2 rRNA genes are annotated in these 644 nt (G+C 56.7%); both read left to right on the top strand.

The features are described from left to right. Window positions 1-415 (top strand): 23S ribosomal RNA (locus GORHZ_RS23575); the annotation flags it as partial. Between the two features lie 97 nt (window positions 416-512). After that, window positions 513-629: ribosomal RNA gene (gene rrf, locus GORHZ_RS23580) — 5S ribosomal RNA — on the top strand. The last annotated feature ends 15 nt before the right edge of the window (window positions 630-644 follow it).

A 644-nucleotide genomic window follows, 5' to 3' on the forward strand; every position in this document is an offset into this window, starting at 1 on the left:
ATGGTTTGGCACCTCGATGTCGGCTCGTCGCATCCTGGGGCTGGAGTAGGTCCCAAGGGTTGGGCTGTTCGCCCATTAAAGCGGCACGCGAGCTGGGTTTAGAACGTCGTGAGACAGTTCGGTCTCTATCCGCCGCGCGCGTCAGAAACTTGAGGAAACCTGTCCCTAGTACGAGAGGACCGGGACGGACGAACCTCTGGTGTGCCAGTTGTCCCGCCAGGGGCACCGCTGGTTAGCTACGTTCGGAAGGGATAACCGCTGAAAGCATCTAAGCGGGAAGCCTGTTCCAAGATGAGGTTTCTCACCCCCATTGCGGGGTTAAGGCCCCCCACAGACCATGGGGTTGATAGGCCAGAACTGTACGCCTAGTAATAGGTTCAGGTGACTGGTACTAATCGGCCGAGGACTTACCAACAACACCCAACACTTCACGGGTGATCGCATCCACTATGCATCTTCTGAAACAACACACAACGGTATAAACAAACCCATGTGTGTGGGTTTCACAATGTTTCGGCGGCCATAGCGGAGGGGAAACGCCCGGCTCCATTCCGAACCCGGAAGCTAAGCCCTCCAGCGCCAATGGTACTGCACCCTAACCAGTGTGGGAGAGTAGGACACCGCCGAACACAACCTCACGAAGG

Origin of the sequence: Gordonia rhizosphera NBRC 16068 (genome assembly GCF_000298195.1) — a bacterium.
Lineage (GTDB): Bacteria > Actinomycetota > Actinomycetes > Mycobacteriales > Mycobacteriaceae > Gordonia > Gordonia rhizosphera.